13 protein-coding genes are annotated in these 16,564 nt (G+C 64.4%); 5 read left to right on the top strand and 8 right to left on the bottom strand.

Annotated elements, in window-relative coordinates; translation table 11 throughout:
- Positions 1 to 32 precede the first annotated feature (32 nt).
- From M2336_RS17225 to M2336_RS17235, 3 genes are read right to left on the bottom strand one after another with little or no spacing between them, the layout of a single operon-like run.
- The gene (locus tag M2336_RS17225) at positions 33 to 833 is read right to left on the bottom strand and encodes a LytR/AlgR family response regulator transcription factor (RefSeq protein WP_181560394.1); all 801 of its coding nucleotides are present in this window, start codon (positions 831 to 833) and stop codon (positions 33 to 35) included.
- Positions 830 to 1,930: a sensor histidine kinase gene (locus M2336_RS17230; RefSeq protein WP_181560395.1), complete on the bottom strand. Its 1,101-nt coding sequence runs from the start codon at positions 1,928 to 1,930 to the stop codon at positions 830 to 832. The genes M2336_RS17225 and M2336_RS17230 overlap by 4 nt, the downstream gene beginning before the upstream one ends.
- Positions 1,931 to 1,938: 8 nt before the next feature.
- The gene (locus M2336_RS17235; protein ID WP_264573411.1) at positions 1,939 to 2,448 is read right to left on the bottom strand and encodes a winged helix-turn-helix transcriptional regulator; all 510 of its coding nucleotides are present in this window, start codon (positions 2,446 to 2,448) and stop codon (positions 1,939 to 1,941) included.
- A gap of 178 nt (positions 2,449 to 2,626) precedes the next feature.
- On the opposite strand from M2336_RS17235, the gene M2336_RS17240 reads away from it, so the two are divergent.
- Positions 2,627 to 4,723 carry a RelA/SpoT family protein gene (locus M2336_RS17240; protein WP_264573412.1) on the top strand — a complete coding sequence of 699 codons (2,097 nt, stop codon included), beginning with the start codon at positions 2,627 to 2,629 and terminating at the stop codon, positions 4,721 to 4,723.
- A 239-nt stretch (positions 4,724 to 4,962) separates the two neighbouring features.
- Positions 4,963 to 5,562, top strand: coding sequence for a PEPxxWA-CTERM sorting domain-containing protein (locus tag M2336_RS17245; RefSeq protein ID WP_264573413.1), 600 nt, complete (start codon positions 4,963 to 4,965; stop codon positions 5,560 to 5,562).
- A gap of 64 nt (positions 5,563 to 5,626) precedes the next feature.
- Here M2336_RS17245 and M2336_RS17250 read toward each other — a convergent pair whose 3' ends face one another.
- From M2336_RS17250 to M2336_RS17270, 5 genes are all read right to left on the bottom strand, one after another.
- The gene (locus M2336_RS17250) at positions 5,627 to 6,355 is read right to left on the bottom strand and encodes a DUF2807 domain-containing protein (RefSeq protein WP_264593229.1); all 729 of its coding nucleotides are present in this window, start codon (positions 6,353 to 6,355) and stop codon (positions 5,627 to 5,629) included.
- Between the two features lie 183 nt (positions 6,356 to 6,538).
- Positions 6,539 to 7,069, bottom strand: a complete 531-nt coding sequence (locus M2336_RS17255) for a CarD family transcriptional regulator (RefSeq protein WP_181560400.1) — start codon at positions 7,067 to 7,069, stop codon at positions 6,539 to 6,541.
- A gap of 391 nt (positions 7,070 to 7,460) precedes the next feature.
- Positions 7,461 to 7,799, bottom strand: a complete 339-nt coding sequence (gene fdxA, locus M2336_RS17260; protein ID WP_181560401.1) for a ferredoxin FdxA — start codon at positions 7,797 to 7,799, stop codon at positions 7,461 to 7,463.
- 94 nt (positions 7,800 to 7,893) lie between these two features.
- Entirely contained in the window at positions 7,894 to 8,247 is a 354-nt protein-coding gene (locus tag M2336_RS17265; RefSeq protein ID WP_264573415.1) for an RNA-binding S4 domain-containing protein, read from the bottom strand.
- The gene (locus tag M2336_RS17270; RefSeq protein ID WP_413715981.1) at positions 8,231 to 11,200 is read right to left on the bottom strand and encodes a helicase-related protein; all 2,970 of its coding nucleotides are present in this window, start codon (positions 11,198 to 11,200) and stop codon (positions 8,231 to 8,233) included. Before M2336_RS17270 ends, M2336_RS17265 begins: the two co-directional genes overlap by 17 nt.
- A 226-nt stretch (positions 11,201 to 11,426) precedes the next feature.
- On the opposite strand from M2336_RS17270, the gene M2336_RS17275 reads away from it, so the two are divergent.
- The 3 genes from M2336_RS17275 to M2336_RS17285 all read left to right on the top strand — a co-directional run bounded on the left by M2336_RS17275 (position 11,427) and on the right by M2336_RS17285 (position 16,563).
- Positions 11,427 to 13,013: a M23 family metallopeptidase gene (locus M2336_RS17275; RefSeq protein ID WP_264573417.1), complete on the top strand. Its 1,587-nt coding sequence runs from the start codon at positions 11,427 to 11,429 to the stop codon at positions 13,011 to 13,013.
- Positions 13,014 to 13,173: 160 nt separating this feature from the next.
- Positions 13,174 to 15,363, top strand: coding sequence for a TonB-dependent receptor (locus tag M2336_RS17280; protein ID WP_264573418.1), 2,190 nt, complete (start codon positions 13,174 to 13,176; stop codon positions 15,361 to 15,363).
- Positions 15,364 to 15,474: 111 nt separating this feature from the next.
- Complete coding sequence (locus M2336_RS17285; protein ID WP_264573419.1) at positions 15,475 to 16,563, top strand: YjgN family protein; 1,089 nt, start codon at positions 15,475 to 15,477, stop codon at positions 16,561 to 16,563.
- Position 16,564: the final 1 nt, after the last annotated feature.

Here is a 16,564-nt window from a genome sequence, read left to right on the forward strand (position 1 = left end):
TTTTCAGTCGCGTCACCTGAGCGGTGGCGCTCTTAGTGCACGAAGCGCGCGACCACGTCGCGATAGGAGCGGCTCACCTTCACCTGGCTGCCGGATTCAAGGATCAGGAAGCACTCGCCGTTGGTATGCGGCTTGACCTGACGAACCTGCGACAGGTTGACGATGGTCGAGCGATGGATGCGCTGGAAATTGCGCGGGTCCAGCCGCTTTTCGAGATCCTTCATCGTCTCACGCAGGATCAGCGAGTTATCCGCGGTGTAGATGCACATATAATCGCCGGCCGCGTCGATCCGCTCGATGGTATCGACATCGATGCGGAAGATCTGCCCGCGATCCTTGATGTTGATAAGCTTCTCATAACGGCTCGATGAGGGCGCCTCATTGTCCGCAGGCATTTCGGACACCGCGTCCGGAGCCACCTCGGCCAGCACTTCGCGCAGGCGACCGGCTTCCTCCACCTGCTTCTTCTCGTGCAGGCGGGTCCGGGCACGGTCGAGCGCATCGGCAAGGCGCTGCTCTTCCACCGGCTTCATCAGATAATCGATCGCCTTGGCCTCAAAGGCTCGCAGCGCGTGATCGGAATAAGCCGTCACGAAGATGAAGAGCGGCGGCTCGACCTCCATCACCCCCTGGACCACAGAGAAGCCGTCAAAGCCGGGCATTTGGATATCGAGGAAAACGAGATCGGGCTTGTGTGTCTTGATCGCGCGGATCGCTTCGCGACCGTTGGTGCACGTCTCCACAATCTCAACGTCGGGATGAGCCTCCAGGCGGAGCTTCAGCCCCTGAATGGCGAGGCTTTCATCGTCGACGAGAATGGTGCGTATGGTCATGCGGCTACCCTTGATGGTTCGGCGGTAATGAACGGCATCTCGATGATGACGCTGTAGCCCCCCTCGGGTGGTGAACGCGTTTCCATATTCTGGCGTTCCCCGAACGCCTGAACCAATCGGTCACGAATGTTGGCAAGGCCCACACCCGTACCCTTCGTCATGCGCTGATCGCTCCCATTCAAGCCGGGACCGGTGTCCGAAACGACGATCCGCACGTTTTCGCCGACAGGCTGCGCTGTGACCACGATATCCGCGCCCTCCTCCTGGGGGGTTACGGCATATTTAATGGCGTTCTCGACCAAAGGTTGCAGCAGCAGCGAAGGAAGTCGCGCCGATGCCACTGCTGGATGGATGTCGAAAATCGGGCGCAGACGATCCTCGAAGCGCATTTTCTCGATTTCGAGATACAGCTTGAGCGTCTCGACCTCCTGCTCCAGCGTCACCTGCGCCGTCGGCTCGTTGATGAGCGTGTAGCGCAGGAAGGCCGACAGCCGCGAGAGCATGGCATTGGCCCGCTCCGTCTGCTTGAGCAGCACCAGCGTGGAAATGCTGTTGAGCGTGTTGAACAGGAAATGCGGATTGAGCTGGTAGCGCAGCATGGCGAGCTGGGCACTGCTGGCCTGGCTCTCCAGCAACTGCAACTGGTCGGCCTGCTCTTCTACCGTGATGTAGAAATTAATCGCGTAATAAAGCGCCGACCACGCCCCCAGCAGCGTGAAATTGAGGTAAAAGGCTCCCAGGAACAGCTTGAGGCTGGAGCCATCGCCCGACTGGTTGAGCGTGGTGAACACCCAGGCATCGATAAAGGCCGATGTTCCGCCCGCAACGATCGCGATGACGATCGAGGCCGTCCAGGTAACGATGGGCGTCTGCCGTAGCAGGAAGCGATAGCCGACCGCCATCAGCAGCGTCAGCGAATAGCCGGTGATCGTCGAGATCAGCACCGGCACCAGAAAGGACATCGGCTGGCCATTGGCGATGCCGGAGACCGCGCGCAGCAGGAAGGCGCCGGTCCATCCGACCGCCTGCAAGGTCCAGAACGCCTTGTTCTTATCCTCAAAGAACGGGCGACGGCGGATGACGAGCACGGATGTCATCGGCGGGCTCAACGCGCGGCGCCCATCGCGCGCAGGGGCGCGGCTGTGCAGTCCGGCTCCTCGTCGGCCGCGGCCGGCGCCTCGATCCAGCACAGATCCTGATAGTCGAGCAGCCGGCCATCGGCTGCCTGCAAGCGCACCTCGCGGACCGGCTGCCGGTCGCGGCTGTCCGCCAGAATACGCCGTGCGGGCTGCACTGGCTCCCAGCGCTCTCCCCACTGGCGCAGCGCAATCATGACCGGCATCAAGGCTTTGCCTTTCTCGGTAAGGCCGTAAGCGACACGGCGCTTGTCATTGGCGACCGGCTCACGGGTGAGGATGCCCCTCGTAACCAGCTTACCCAACCGATTGGACAAGATGTTGCGGGCGATGCCGAGCGCACATTGGAAATCCTCGAAATAAACGATGCCGCTGAAGCAGGCGCGCAGGATCATGAACGACCACCGCTCGCCCATCGTTTCGAGCGCGGCCGGCAGGGCGCAGCCCTCAAATGCATCAAGACCCTTGCGTTCAGCCATGGCCAGCGACGCTAGCGCATTCGGCGCGCCGCGCCAAATGGCGAGTGCGCTCGACTGTGCCTTCGTCGCACGGATCGGGCGGAGCGTGGCGTTGAGGGGACAACTTCCCCCTCCCCGGCCGCTGCAGCGCGAGTTTTTTGTTGCGCTGCACGGGGTCCGCCCACCATGTTGCGCGACGATGTTGCGTCAATATGAACTGGTCGAGAGGGTCAAAGGCTATGACCCGGATGCCGATGAGGCCCTGATCAACCGCGCCTATGTGTTTTCGGTCGCCAAGCATGGCACGCAAAAACGCGCCAGTGGCGATCCCTACTTCAGTCATCCGATTGAAGTGGCAGGCATTCTGACCGATCTGTTCCTGGACGATAAGACCATCGTCACCGCCCTGCTGCACGATACGATCGAGGATACGCTCACCACCACGGCGGAGATCGAGCGCCTGTTCGGGCAGGACGTTGCCCGACTGGTCGATGGCGTGACCAAGCTCAGCAAGATCGAAGCGCAGAGCGAAAGCCAGCGGGCCGCCGAGAATCTGCGCAAGTTTCTCCTCGCCATGTCGGATGATATTCGCGTGCTGCTCGTCAAGCTGGCGGACCGGCTGCACAATATGCGCACGTTGCACTTCATCAGGAATGAGGAAAAGCGCCGCCGCATCGCCCGCGAGACGATGGATATCTACGCGCCGCTCGCCGAGCGCATCGGCATGTACGAGTTCATGCGCGAGATGCAGCTCCTTGCCTTTCAGCAGCTTGAGCCCGATGCCTATGACAGCGTCACCAAGCGTCTCGCCCTGCTCAAGGAAGGTGGCGAGAGCAAGGTTGCCCGCATCTCGACGCAGCTGCAAAATATGCTCACCTCGGCGGGCATGCACGTCACGGTCTCCGGCCGGGAAAAGCATCCCTACTCGATCTGGCGAAAGACGCAGGAGCGCCACATCAGCTTCGAGCAGCTGACGGACATCATGGCATTCCGCGTCGTCACCGACAGCACGGACGATTGCTACCGCGCCCTGGGCCTGATCCATCAGCGCTTCAAGATGGTGCCCGGGCGGTTCAAGGATTACATCTCCACGCCAAAGCGCAACGGCTATCAGTCGCTGCATACCACCGTGATCCACGAGGAGAATGCCCGCATCGAGGTGCAGATTCGCTCGGAGCGGATGCATCAGGATAGCGAGTTCGGCCTTGCCGCCCACTGGGCCTACAAGCAGTCCGGCGCGCGCCCCGACGGGCAGGCCGGCTGGCTGCGCGATCTCGTCGAAATCCTCGAGCAGAGCCATGACGCGGAGGAGTTGCTCGAGCACACCCGCATGGCGATGTATCAGGATCGGATCTTCGCCTTCACCCCCAAGGGAGAGCTGCAACAGCTGCCCAAGGGATCGACGCCCGTCGATTTTGCCTATGCCGTCCACACCACGCTCGGCAACCAGACCGTCGGCGCGAAGATCAATGGGCGCGTCATGCCGCTGCGCACGCAGCTTGAGAATGGCGACCAGGTCGAGATCCTCAAGTCCGATGCGCAGGAGCCGCAGCCCGGCTGGCTCAGCTTCGCGATCACCGGCAAGGCCCGCGCAGCGATCCGCCGGTTCATCCGCCAGAAACAGCGCACCGAGACGATCGCGCTGGGCGAGAAGCTCTACGAGGAGATCGTGCTGCGCCTGCCGGTGGAAATTGGCGACAAGGCGGAGAAAGCGGCGATCAAGCGGCTCAAGCTGGAAGACAAGGCCGCGCTGATGATCGCCATCGCAACCAACCGTATCTCGGACGAGGAGGTGATGAACGCCCTAGTGCCCGGCAGTGCGGAGGACGCACCCGGCGCGGCGCGGCGGCGCAAGAAGCAGGCGCAGGCGGTCTCGATCATCGGCCTGACGCCCGGCATCGCCTTCACCCTATCAGAATGCTGTCATCCCGTTCCGGGCGACCGCATCGTCGGCCTGCGGCGGCCGGGCGAACCGATCGAGGTGCATACCATCGATTGCCTCGTGCTGGAGACCGGTCAGGATGCCGACTGGGTGGACCTCAGCTGGGACAGCGAAGCCAAGGGTGGCACGGCGCGGCTGTCGGTCATCCTGAAGAACCAGCCTGGCGCTCTGGCGACGGTGGCCAACATCTTCGCGGTCAACAAGGCCAACATCCTCAACCTGCAACTGGTGAACCGCGAAGGCCCGTTCCACACCGATCTCATCGATCTTGAGGTGGAAGATGCGAGCCACGTCGCCCGAATTCTCTCGGCGTTGCGGGCCGTGGACGCCGTGGTGCAGGCGGATCGGATCTAGCGGCGGCGGGCGGCAGCGCCTTGCAAACGATCATCCCGCTTTTCCACGCGCGTTAATCCTTGCTGCAAAACAGTGCCAATGTCGGACAGCGCCCGGAAGGGCCAGGAAACTATCCTTAACGACCTCGCCCCTTTTTGCCGCGGGCTCTACATGCTCGGTCATCAGGAAGCCTCCGTTGGAACGAAGGCAGGCCTGCCAAAGGAAACGAGCCGAGAACGCTCAGTCGGGAAGTTCGATACATGCGTAAGATCCTCATCGCATCGCTGGTGACCTGTGCTGCTTTTGCCGTTCAGCCGGCTCAGGCTGCGCTTGTCAGCTCTGCCGCAAGCTGCTCCGCATCGGACATTGGCCTCACCGCGAGTTCGAGCTTCAGCTGCGTCGGCTTCTACAATGGTAATCTGGCCAGTCAGGCCACCACGGGAGATCAGACGTCCGCACTGGCCCTGCTCGGTCTGACGCTCCCCAACGCCTTTTCCAGCGCCGTGGAGAAGGTCTCCGGTTCGCCCTGGATCTCGACCACCACCCTCAACTTCGACACGATGATGTACGGCACGACCTATATCGGCGTGCACTTCGGCAACATTCCCAATCCGTCGGGCAAGGGTCAGCCGCTCGCCAACAACATCACCGCATTCTATAAGTTCGATGCTGGCACCGACGGCATCGACCTGCTGAATCTCCAGTTCGCCAGCGGCTCGAACGCGACCATCTACAAGACGGGCGCAGCGCCGGTCCCGGCTCCCGTGCCGGAGCCCGCCACCTGGGCACTGATGGTCGCCGGTCTCGGCCTGGCAGGCATGCTGATGCGCCGCCGCGCCGCGAAGGTTCAGTTCGCCTGATCAACCTGACCGCCAGAATTGCATAAGGACAGGGCGTCGGGTTTCCGGCGCCCTTTCTTTTACCTCAAGGCGCAGGGCGTCCGCAGCGCACCAGACCACTCCCGACCTGGCGCACGGTACAGGCAGGGCGCCCCTCCACCACCGCGCTGCCGGTTCCCACCAGCATCACTTTGGCGGTTCGCTCGGCAAAGGTCTCGGCCGTCGCGGCGCCATCCACCGCAAGATCGAGGTCCACGACCCGCAGGTCGCTCGCATCGAGCGTGCCGCTGCCGGAGAGGCCGATCTGCACCTTGCGCGCTCGCCCGGACAGGAGCGTGCTGCCCGCCCCGCCTTGCACGAGCTTGAGATCGTCGATCTCGATTCCCCTCACCTCGATGCGACCGCTGCCGACGAGATTCACATCGGCAGTCGCCTTGTTGAGGCCCTTCACGCGCAGCAGACCGGAGCCCACAAGTTGCACCCGGCGCAAGCTCGGCACTGTGAGAGCGAGGCGCGCCGTGCCCCGCGCGCCCTGCGCCCCGGCAGCGCCGGCCACGGGCGCGCGGAGGCGCACCGTCAGCGTGCGCGCAGACACCGTCAGTTGCAGAGCATCCAGCGTGGCACGATCTCCCTCGCCCCGCGCGGACGCCCCGCGCCCGGTTTCAAGGGAGACTTCCAATGGTCCCTCGACACGGATGCTATCAAAGTCGGTCACGATATAGGTGCGGTTCGCTGCATGGGCCGCTGACAGTCCGCCAGCGGCAGCCACGAGCATCAGCAGCCGGATCGTCCGGCGCGCGGCACCTGATGTCATGACGGTCATCCCCCGAAGCAGTTCATGAGCGCGAGCATAGCAGATGTGTCGCCCCAAGTCGCCAACACGAGCCCCCATCGTGACGAGGTGACTATGGACGATGCCCCTGGCGTGGACGCGCCCCAACAAAAAACGGCGCCCGTAAGGGGCGCCGTCTCTTGGTCTCTAAGGAAGAAGCCTCGATTACTCGACGCGTTCCTTGGCATATTTCGGGGCAGCCTCGTTGAGGATCTGGAGGATCTTCTTGAGAGCCGTCGCCTCGTCCACCTCTTCCATCGCCGCGAGTTCACGCGCCAGACGGCTGGAGGCGGCTTCGAAGATCTGACGCTCGGAATAGCTCTGCTCGGGCTGATCGTCCGCCCGGAACAGGTCACGGGTCACTTCCGCGATCGACACCAGATCGCCGGAATTGATCTTGGCTTCATATTCCTGCGCGCGGCGCGACCACATCGTCCGCTTCACCTTCGGCTTGCCCTTGAGGGTTTCGAGTGCCTCGCCCAGTGTCTTGTCCGAGGAGAGCTTGCGCATCCCCACGCTTTCGGCCTTGTTCGTCGGGACGCGGAGGGTCATCCGCTCCTTCTCGAAACGCAGCACATAAAGCTCGAGGTCGATCCCGGCGATCTTCTGGCTTTGCAGCTCGATCACCCGGCCGACGCCGTGCTTCGGATAGACAACATAGTCGCCGACATCAAAAGACAGCGCTTTTGCAGCCATTCTTGCGAACCTTTCTTCTATCTGTTTGTATTCTTGGCTGAGTTACGCGGCACGTTGAGAATGCAGATGTGCGAGAATGCAGATGTGCAGGTGCCAGCCACAGGCCATGCGCGAATACTCCTGAGTGACGAGGGGTGTCACTTCCCGGCGGGTTTAACAGATTCGCAACAAAATTACCAGCCTAACCGGAGGTAATCTGATATTTTGCGGCATATCGCACGCCGACACACTATGGATGGCGTGTCGCGCTGGTCTGGAGAGTTCATCTGGCCCAACCGTAGCGGGCTCGTTCCGAACCCGCCCTTAGTCCTTCGCGAGCCACTAGGTCGGCATCGCGAGGGACCGCATCCGCCCGCAATTGCAGGCGAATACAGTCAGTTGTGCGTAAGGCTCAGCCGCCTTCGCCCGGCTCAGGCGAGAAATATTTGTCGAACTTGCCGTCCTCACCCTTATGCTCTTCAGCATCCGCGGGGGGTTCGCGCTTGGTCGTGATATTCGGCCACTCGGCGGAATATTTGGTGTTCACCTCAAGCCACTGCTCGAGACCGCTCTCGGTATCGGGCAGGATCGCCTCAGCCGGGCATTCCGGCTCGCACACGCCGCAGTCGATGCACTCGTTGGGATTGATCACGAGCATGTTCTCGCCCTCGTAGAAGCAATCCACCGGGCATACTTCCACGCAGTCCATATATTTGCAGCGAATGCACGCGTCGGTCACGACATAGGTCATGGCTGGCTTTCCTAGCTTGGTTTTCGCTGATCGCGATATGCGCGCGCCGCCACAGGGTCAACAGGCAAGGGCAAGGATTGCGCGTAGCTTAACTTTATCGGGGCATCACCGTCGTATCCGGGTCGGCGCCGGGCGTGATCGCACTGTAGCAAAGCTGGGCCTCGGGGGCCGGGCCACGCCGCTCCGGCAGATGTTCCACGCGGATCACGCGAATGACATTGCCCTGCGGCAAGGTGAGCAGGTCACCCACACGCACCGGCGCGTGCGCCCGCTCGATCCGGCGGCCATTGATGCGCACGATGCCGCGCTCTGCCAGCGCCTGCGCATTGGAACGACTGGGAGACAGGCGCACAAACCAGAGGAATTTGTCGAGGCGCAGGCTCGGTCCGTGCCCGGTCGATGCACCCTCATCCCGCTGCCTCGCCAGAAAGTCAGTCCTCTCGGCCAAACAGGGCGCCAAGACCCGCCAACGCCTTGCCCGTGGCGACAATCGGCCGCTCGCGACCTCCGCCATCACGGTCCGGTCGCGGACCACGATCCGGCCGTTGGCCGCGATCGGAACGATTGTCGCGATCCGGGCGCTTGTCCCGTTCACGACGCGGGCCACCCTCGGCCGCCTTACCGCGCCGATCCGGGCGGTTGCGCGGGCCATCGCCGGCCGCTTGAGCCTGGCCATCCTGATCCTGCCGCCCCTGCTGGGCCGGACGACGATTGCCGCCGCGATTGCGCGGCCCCTCGAATTTCGGACGCGGCTTGGGCCGGCCACGGAACTGCCAGTTGGGCGCGCCTTCCGCCGCATCGGGCACCGGGCGGAAACCCGCCTGCCGCATCAGTTCCAGGAAGCTCGCTTCATTCAGGCCAATGGAGACGATCGTTGGATCATCAGCGCCATAAGGCTTACCGGCTGCAATCGCCTCATGCGCCCCGCGCGCCAGCCGTTCGGCCATATCGATGCGCAGCCAGGCCTCGCCCAGCTTGCGGAACCCGGCAATGCGCGCGCCAATCTCGTCGATCGGCACGACAGGCTTGGCGACCTTGGCAGGTGCGGGCGCCTCAGCAACTGCCGGCGTTTCGGATGCCGGAGCCTCAACCGGCGCCGGAGCCTCCGCGGATGCTTCGGTTTCGGCCTCAGCCGGCGCTGCAACGTCGCTGGATTCCACCGGCTCGCTCGGCGCACTCGCCTTGCGCTCTTCGCCGCCACCGCTCTGCAGCAGCACCGCGCCCGGCGCGGGCAGTGCCACCAGCGGCTTGCCGGATTTCAGCGAGAGCAGCACCATGCGCCATTGCGCCGCCGCCGGCTTCATCAGGCCCGGATGATACAAATCCATGACGCCGATCACCACGCCGGCCTTGCGCAAATGGGTGCGGTCTTCCTTGGCGACCTGCCCGAGCGCCTCATCCAGCGTGTTGCGCGGCACGATACCGCCGGCATCCGCCAGTTGCGCGAGCACCGCGCGCACGGTCGCCGGCAGTTCGGCGTCCGTGGAGCCGGCCTCCATCTTCAGCAGCGCCGGAATGTGGCGCTCGAATTGATTCTTGAGCCAGAGCGCGAGCCGATCGCGCACGCCCTGCTGAATTTCCGGGACGAGGCTGGAGAGCCCCGCATCCAGCGTCATTTCAGGCGCGAGCAGACGCTGCCCTGCCTTCAACGTCGCGACCGGGTGCCCGTTCCAGATGATCTGCGCATCACCGCCGGGAGGGCTGGCGAGAGTGAACGCTTTATCGTCCACCGCCAGCAATGCCTGAGCCATCTCGTTCAAATGCGCACCCAGTCTCCGTTCGGCAGCGGCCAGCAGCAGCCGCTTCTCATTCGCTCTCGCCAAGGGATCGACGATGAAGCGGAAGCCCCGCATCGTGCCGATCCTGTGACCATCGACTGTTACATTGCCTGCGCCATCGACGTCCACTGACAAAAACGCCTTGGCATCACCGCCGCGCCGAAGCAAGGCGGAGGCGCGCCGATCGACGAAACGCTGCTTCAATGCGCCGTGCAAGGCGTCGGAAAGCCGCTCTTCCAGCGCCCGCGCGCGCGCCGCCATCTCGACAGGCTGGGCCAGCCAATCGTCGCGCTGCGCGACATAAGCCCAGATTCGCACGGCACCGATCCGCCCGGCCAGCGCATCGACATCGCCCTGCACATTGTCCAGCCGGGCGAGTTGGGCTGCGAACCAGTCTTGCGGAATATGGCCGCTGCCCTGGCTCAGCCACGTCCACAGGCGGTGGACGGTGCGCGCATGATGCTCGATGCCGAGCTTCTGGAAATCCGGCACGGAACAGGCCGCCCAGAGCCGCGCGACCTGCCCCCGGCCCCGCGCCCGTGCGCGCACGTCCGGCAGGTCGGCGAGATATTGCAGCACCGCCAGGTCAATCGCTTCGGGCGCCGCGCGCAACCCCGCACGCTCCGGCCGATCCAGCAGCGCCTCGATCAGCGTGTCGATGTCGTCCATCGGCAGGTCCGCTTCCCGCCAGAAAATCTGCTCGATGGGGTCGAAGCGATGCTCCTCGATCCGCTCCACCTCCTCGGCAGAAAAGGCCGGCTCGCCATCCGCCGCGCCGACATCGCCGAATGTCCCGTCCCGCTGGTGGCGCCCGGCGCGCCCGGCAATCTGCGCCATTTCGGAGACGGTCAGGCGGCGTGTCCGCCGCCCATCGAACTTGCGGAGCGACGCGAAGGCGACGTGATCGACGTTAAGATTAAGCCCCATGCCGATGGCATCGGTGGCCACCAGATAATCGACCTCTCCGGCCTCGAACATCGCGACCTGCGCATTGCGCGTCGCGGGGCTGAGCGCGCCCATGACGATCGCCGCGCCCCCGCGATGCCGGCGCAACATTTCGGCGACGCGGTACACCTCCTCGACGGAGAAGGCGACGACAGCGCAGCGGCGCGGCAGGCGTGAGAGCTTCTGCGGGCCGCTGTAGCGCAGGGTCGAGAAGCGCGGCCGCGTCACGATTTCCGCCTTGGGCAGCAGCGTGCGCACCAACGGCGCCATGCTCGCCGAGCCGAGCAGCATTGTCTCCTCGCGCCCACGGGCATTCAGCATCCGGTCGGTGAAGATGTGGCCGCGCTCAGGGTCGGCGGCGAGCTGGATCTCATCCACCGCCACGAACGCGAAGTCTGAGAAGGCGCCGAAGCCGCCGCGAACCGGCATTGCCTCGGCAGTCGCCAGCACATAACGGGCGCCGGGCGGCGCGATTCGTTCCTCGCCGGTCAGCAGCGCGACCTGATCGGCGCCCTTGATTCGCACCACGCGCTCGTAAACCTCACGCGCCAGCAAGCGGAGCGGAAACCCCATGAGCCCGCTCGAATGGCCGCACATCCGCTCAATCGCCAGATGGGTCTTGCCCGTGTTGGTCGGTCCCAGGACCGCCTTGAGAGCTGCAGGCTCGTAGCTCGACATGATTGTCTGACACATGGAGCGCGGCGTGCCTCACGGCAAGGCTCAATCCAGACGGCACAAGAATTAGGGATGGTTCCGCAACCAGCCGACGATTGCGCACAACTCGCCGCAAGCCGCAGGTCGATATTGTGTCTTTATTTGACTTTAACCCCCTGCCTTTACAAACAAAGCGCGACGTTTGGCAGTCGCGACAGCGTGGCAGAAGCCGTCAGGGGCGCATCAATTCGTGTTTCAGAAGATCGAGCTTAGCCCCACGCAGGGCGCCGGCACCGGTACGCTTTGGCTCAACAGCCCGGCGAAGGTGCTCGCACCGCTCCGTTCTGGCGACTGGCGCGAGCGAGTGCAGGACTGGGCGCATCGTGTCGATCTCGCGCCCGATCTTGGCCAGAACATCGGCAGCCGGACCTGGTGGCGCGGTCTCATCACCTGCTTTTCGCTCTGCGGTATCATGGTCATGTCCGCGCCCGGCGTTCTGACCGTCCCCGGCGCACAACCCGCGCCGCTCTCGACCGAGCAGCTGGACCAGTATCGCTCGCAGATGATCAGCGCCTCGGCGCTCGGGGCCGATACAGGCAAGCGCATGGGGCCGACCGATCTGGTCGCGCCGCTGCGCGAGACGCCCGAGCGCCCGCAGATCGAGCTGGATGCCGCCGTCGGCACTGGCGACAGCTTTGCTCACACCCTCGCGCGCGCTGGCATCAGCAGCAATGACGCCAGCGCGGCGATGGCGCTGATCCGGCAGGCTGTCGATCCTGCCACGATCGCGCCCGGCACCCGCGTGCGCATCGTGCTCGGGCGGCGCGCCAATCGCAATGTCGCACGCCCGCTGGATCATCTGTCCCTCCGCGCGAAGCTCGAGCTGGCTCTGGAAATCACCCGGCAGGATGGCGCGCTGACGCTGCGCCGCATTCCCATCATTGTGGACAACACGCCAATGCGCATTCGCGGCCAGGTGGGTGACAGCCTCTACCGCTCTGCCCGCGCAGCCGGCGCCGATCCGTCGACGATCCAGGCCTATCTCAAGGTGCTGTCGGCGCAGGTCAATGTCGGCAACGGCCTGCGGGCTGGCGATACGTTCGATATCATCGTCGCCCATCGCCGCGCCGCGACCGGTGAAAGCGAGACCGGAGAGCTGCTGTTTGCAGGGCTGCAGCGGCAGCGCGGCAAGGACATCAATCTGCTGCGCTGGACGCAGGCCGGCCGCGCGCAGTGGTTCGAAGCATCCGGCGTCGGTGAGCGGCGCGGTGTTCTCGCCCGTCCGGTAAGCGGGCGGCAGAGTTCCGGCTATGGCATGCGCAGGCACCCGATCCTCGGCTATAGCCGGATGCACGCCGGCCTCGACTTCGCCGCCAGCACCGGCACACCCATTTATGCGGTGAGCGACGGCCGGGTGACCTATTCCGGTTGGCACGGCGGCCATGGCAAGTACGTCAAGATTGAGCATGGTGGCAGCCTTGGTTCTGGCTACGGCCATATGAGCCGCATCGCCGTCGCCGCTGGTCAGCGCGTCAAGCGCGGGCAGGTCATCGGTTATGTCGGCTCGACCGGCCTCTCCACCGGGCCGCACCTGCACTACGAACTCTATCGCAATGGCCGCACCATCAATCCGGCGAGCGTGAAGTTCACCGAGACAGCGCAACTGGCCGGCGCCGAACTGCGCGCCTTCAAGGGCCGCCTTGCCGAACTCAAGCGCCTGCGCGCCGGCCTTCCTGAGCCTGCGAAGACGGAGCCGACGGAAATGGCAGCGAGCAATGCCTCAAGCGTTGCTGCGTCCGCTCAGTCGGCAGGCGGCGGGTCCAGCCGCACGCGGTAAGAGCGATCCGCTCGGTCACGAGCGACGTCGTTCCTCTCGGATGCCACGCCTTCGGCGCGCCTGACGCGCGCCGCCCCGCTGCCGCGTCAAAATTCGCACGAAGCGACGCCGAACGATATTTCGCTTGCGCAGCATTTTTCCACTCGTTACGTTATATCATATGAAAAGCAATTTCCGTCCGCGCCTCGCGCATACCGCCGCCCTCTCCGCCCTTCTCTCCAGCGCCGCGCTGTTCGCAGCCCCTGCTCTGGCGCAGCGTCAGCCGCCGCCGGATACCGGCGAAGCGCATGGCCATGACGATCGGCCGGAAAACATCGTCGTCACCGCGATCATCCCGCGCTCGCATATCGATGTGCTTGGTGGCACATCCGTCCTCACCGGCGAGGAACTGGCCCGCGACATCCGCCCGAGCCTGGGCGAGACGCTGGCCCGGCAGCCGGGCGTTTCTTCCACGTCCTTCGGCCCCGGCGCCTCCCGCCCGATCCTGCGCGGCTTCTCGGGCGACCGCATCCGTTTGCTCACTGATGGGATCGGCAGCTTCGACGCGTCCGCCACCTCGGCGGATCATGCCGTCGCAATCAATCCGCTGCTCGCCGACCGGATCGAGGTGCTGCACGGCCCTGCGGCGTTGCTCTATGGTTCGTCCGCGGTCGGCGGCGTCGTCAACGTCATCGACACGCGCATTCCTACGCATCTGCCCGAGGGCGGCTTCGATCTGGCCGCCACCGGTACCTTCGGCAGCGCCGCCCGCGAGAAATCGCTCGCCGGCAAGACCGACATTGCACTGGGGGGTGGCTTTGTGTTCCATGCCGATGGCAGCTGGATCGAAACCGACGATCTGCGCAGCGGCGGCTATGTGCTTGGCGCCGAGCCGCGCGCCGAAGCGCTGGAAAGCGACGAAGCCGAGATCCGCGACCTCGCCGGGCTGCGCGGGCGCATCCCCAATTCCGCCATCGAAGGCTGGAGCTACACCGGCGGCCTCAACTACATCGATTCCGGCGGGTCCATCGGCTTCTCGGTCGGCCGCTCGCAATTCACCTATGGTCTGCCGATCCGCTACGTGACCCACGAGGACCATGAGGACGAAGGCGCGATCGAGGGCGAAGAAGGCGAGCACGAGCACGGCGCCGAGGAAGTCAAAATCCAGATGAAACAGACCCGTGCCGATCTGCGCGCGCAAGTGAATGTGGGCGGCGGATTGCTCGACCAGATCCGCCTGCGCGCCGGCTGGGCCGATTACGAGCACGCCGAGATGTCGCTCGACGGGCAGGACATTCACACCCGCTTCTTCACGCAAGGCCTCGAAACCCGGCTCGATCTCGTACAGGCGCGGCGCGGCGGATGGGAAGGCGCGATCGGCGGCCAGATGCTGCTGCGCAAGAGCCACATCGAAGGCGAGGAGAAGTTCCTGCCGGCTATCGACAGCGAGACCTGGGGCCTGTTCACCCTGCAGGCGCTCGATCTCGGCAAGGTGCGGCTGGAGGCCGGCGCGCGGTTCGAGCACAACCGCATCGAGGCGGCGCAGGACAGCGACCTCGGCTCGCCGGACTATCGCCGCAACTTCGACACGGTGTCGGGATCGCTCGGCGCGAGCTATGCCATCGCGACAGACTGGCGGGTCGGCGTCAACCTCTCGCGGGTCGAGCGCGCACCCACGGCAGACGAACTCTTCGCGCGCGGCAACCATGCCGGCACGCAGGCTTTTGAGCTGGGCAACCCCAACTTCGGCACCGAACGCGGCTGGGGCGTCGAGGGCACACTGCACGGGCGGGGCCAGGACTTCCACTTCACCATCTCGGGCTTCTACAACAAGTTCGATCGGTTCATTTATGATTCCATCGTCGATGACAGCGTCTGTCTGGCGGCCAGCGGCGCGACCTCGCTGGAATTCCCCTGCTTTGCCTATCTGCAATCCGGCGCGGAATATTATGGCGCGGAGATTCAGGCGGACTGGACCGCGGCGCGCTTCGGGCGCACCGAACTGCGCCTGGATGGTCTCGCCGACTTCACGCGCGCGACTCTTAACAGCGGGGAGCCCGTCCCGCGCATCCCGCCGCTGCGGCTGCTTGGCGGTGCCACGCTCGATGCGGGCGAATGGTCTGCGCGCGGCGAGATTGAGCATGCCTTCAACCAGGATCGGGTAAGCGCGCGCGAGACTGTCACGCCGGCCTACACCTTCGTCAACGCCGGGCTGACCTGGAAACCCGCCATCGCGAACCAGCAGGTTTCCTTCTCCCTGCAAGCCAACAACATCTTCGATGTCGAGGCGCGGCGCCATGCCAGCCTGCTCAAGGATTACGCCCCGCTCGCCGGGCGCGACATACGCCTCACGGTCTCCCTCGCCCTGTGAGTGCGGGGCGGGGCGCCCCTCTCCGCGCCCCGCCCTTTTTTCTCAGTCACTTGACAGCTCAGCCGCATCCGGTGTCTGGTCGCCCGCGCAATAGCCGGGGGACCATTGCCAATGAACGACCAGACCGACCGTGCATTCGGTTTTGAAGGAAGCTGGCGGGAATACGCCCCGATTGCCTTCACCAATCTGCTGCTGACCATCGTGACACTGGGCGTGTATCGCTTCTGGGCAACGACGCGGACGCGCCGTTATCTATGGAGCCGCACCCGCTTCATCGACGAGCGGCTGGAATGGACCGGCACCGGCGTTGAGCTGCTCATCGGCTTCCTCATCGTGCTGGTGCTTTTCGGCATCCCCTTTCTGTTTCTCAACTTCGGCATGCAGGCGATGGTGTTGCGCGGACAGGCACCGCTCGCCGGCGTGCTGGGCCTCGCGTCGTTCATGGTGATCTTCTATCTCGCCGGCGTCGCGCGCATGCGGATGCTGCGCTATCGCCTCAGCCGCACCTGGTGGCACGGCATTCGCGGTGGCAGCAATGATAAGGGTTGGGCCTATGGCTGGTCCTATGTCTGGCGCAACATCGTCGCGTGGATGGTGATCGGCCTGCTCATTCCCTGGTCGATGACCTCGCTGTGGAACGATCGCTGGAACGCGATGAGCTTTGGCCCCCATCCCTTCCGCGCGGCGGCAATGCCCGGACAAATCTTCCGCCGGTTCCTGCTATTCTACCTGCTGCCGTTCATCATCTTTGCCGTCATGGCCGTACTCATCTTTGCAGGTGGCGGCGCTGCGATGCTTGGCGGTTTCGATCCCGAGACGCAGGCCCAACCCGGCCTCGCCTTCGTGCTGGCGATGATCCTGATGGTGCTGCTGATCTATACGATCATCGGCTTTGTGGCGCTGGCCTATTACGCCAAATTCTTCCGCGTGGCGGTGAGCAGCCTGTCACTTTCGACGCTCGATTTCCACTTTTCGGCCCGCACCAAGGACTGGTTCAAGCTCATCCTCGGCGACATCGCGCTGGTGGTGCTGACGCTCGGCATCGGCCTCGTCTTCCTCTCCTATCGGCACTGGAAGTTCTTCATCGTCCATCTCGATGCCAGCGGCGAGATCAGCCTCTCATCTCTCACCCAGTCGAGCACGAATGCGCCGGGTCAGGGCGAGGGCCTTGCCGATGCGTTCGACATCGGCGCTATCTAGC

This window comes from Sphingobium sp. B1D7B, from assembly GCF_025961965.1.
Taxonomy (GTDB): domain Bacteria; phylum Pseudomonadota; class Alphaproteobacteria; order Sphingomonadales; family Sphingomonadaceae; genus Sphingobium.

Bases quoted from the DNA above. Each gene is read 5' to 3' on its own strand.
- M2336_RS17225 (WP_181560394.1), bottom strand. From the start codon at position 833: ATGACCATACGCACCATTCTCGTCGACGATGAAAGCCTCGCCATTCAG.
- M2336_RS17230 (WP_181560395.1), bottom strand. From the start codon at position 1,930: ATGACATCCGTGCTCGTCATCCGCCGTCGCCCGTTCTTTGAGGATAAG.
- M2336_RS17235 (WP_264573411.1), bottom strand. From the start codon at position 2,448: ATGGCTGAACGCAAGGGTCTTGATGCATTTGAGGGCTGCGCCCTGCCG.
- M2336_RS17240 (WP_264573412.1), top strand. From the start codon at position 2,627: ATGTTGCGTCAATATGAACTGGTCGAGAGGGTCAAAGGCTATGACCCG.
- M2336_RS17245 (WP_264573413.1), top strand. From the start codon at position 4,963: ATGCGTAAGATCCTCATCGCATCGCTGGTGACCTGTGCTGCTTTTGCC.
- M2336_RS17250 (WP_264593229.1), bottom strand. From the start codon at position 6,355: ATGACATCAGGTGCCGCGCGCCGGACGATCCGGCTGCTGATGCTCGTG.
- M2336_RS17255 (WP_181560400.1), bottom strand. From the start codon at position 7,069: ATGGCTGCAAAAGCGCTGTCTTTTGATGTCGGCGACTATGTTGTCTAT.
- fdxA (WP_181560401.1), bottom strand. From the start codon at position 7,799: ATGACCTATGTCGTGACCGACGCGTGCATTCGCTGCAAATATATGGAC.
- M2336_RS17270 (WP_413715981.1), bottom strand. From the start codon at position 11,200: ATGTCGAGCTACGAGCCTGCAGCTCTCAAGGCGGTCCTGGGACCGACC.
- M2336_RS17280 (WP_264573418.1), top strand. From the start codon at position 13,174: ATGAAAAGCAATTTCCGTCCGCGCCTCGCGCATACCGCCGCCCTCTCC.
- M2336_RS17285 (WP_264573419.1), top strand. From the start codon at position 15,475: ATGAACGACCAGACCGACCGTGCATTCGGTTTTGAAGGAAGCTGGCGG.